This is a genomic window from Streptomyces griseicoloratus, assembly GCF_014534645.1.
GTDB classification, from domain to species: Bacteria; Actinomycetota; Actinomycetes; order Streptomycetales; family Streptomycetaceae; genus Streptomyces; species Streptomyces griseicoloratus.
This window is the reverse complement of the sequence record NZ_JACVQF010000031.1, coordinates 1-859: the sequence shown is the minus strand read 5'-3', so window position 1 is coordinate 859 and position 859 is coordinate 1. Positions and strand designations below refer to the sequence as shown.

1 pseudogene is annotated in these 859 nt (G+C 69.7%); it reads left to right on the top strand.

Annotated features, from left to right (window positions below):
* Positions 1-111: 111 nt before the first annotated feature.
* A pseudogene (locus tag H0H10_RS01070) lies at positions 112-859 on the top strand (FG-GAP repeat domain-containing protein); the annotation flags it as partial.

The window sequence follows — 859 nt, the reverse complement described above, 5'->3', positions numbered from 1 at the left end:
CAACGGGACCAACGCCTTCGTCGACGGCCGCAAATGGCACGACTTCTTCGGCATCCGCGGCGAGACCAGCCTCTGATCCTCACGGGAACACCACTCCGAAAGGGCACACCCATGTCCCGTTCCAGACGCCACCGCACCCTCCTGTCCTCCTGCATCGCGGGTCTCGCGGCCGCCGGCCTGCTCATCACCGCCGGCGCCGCCCCCGCCCAGGCGACCGACCCGCTGCCGCCGAGCCCCCCGAAGTACCTGGCCAACGCCGAGGTCCTGGACGAGAACTGCGACGTACCGGCCACACACGACCCGTCCGTCATCGTGACCGTGCTCCGCGTCGCCCGCGCCCACCACGCCAACGCCAAAGTGACACTCGCGGCCTTCGAGGCCGGCTGGGTCGAGTCCCACATGAACAACCTGCCCTGCGGACACAGCGACTCCATCGGCGTCTTCCAGCAGCGGCCGAGCTACGGCTGGGGAACCGTCGAGCAGATCATGGACCCCTGGTACGCGGCGACCCAGTTCGTCACCCGGGCCATCGCCAACGACCGTGCGAATCCGGGCTACACGGCGGGGCAGCTCGCCCAGAGCGTGCAGCGCTCCGCCTACCCCTACCGCTACGACGAGCACGAGGGCAAGGCACGGGCGCTCCTCGCCGAGGCCGAGCGCATGGCGGGGATATTCGGCGGCGGCCCCACCGATTTCACGGGCGACGGCAAGGACGACGTCATCACGTTCACCCAGAACGCCGAGGCCGACACCTATGTGGCGCCCTCCACGGGCAGCGAGTTCGGCGGAGCAAGGCTCTGGCACGACTTCTTCGCCCCGGGCGGCGAGACCCCGCTGAGCGGTGACTTCAACGGCGACG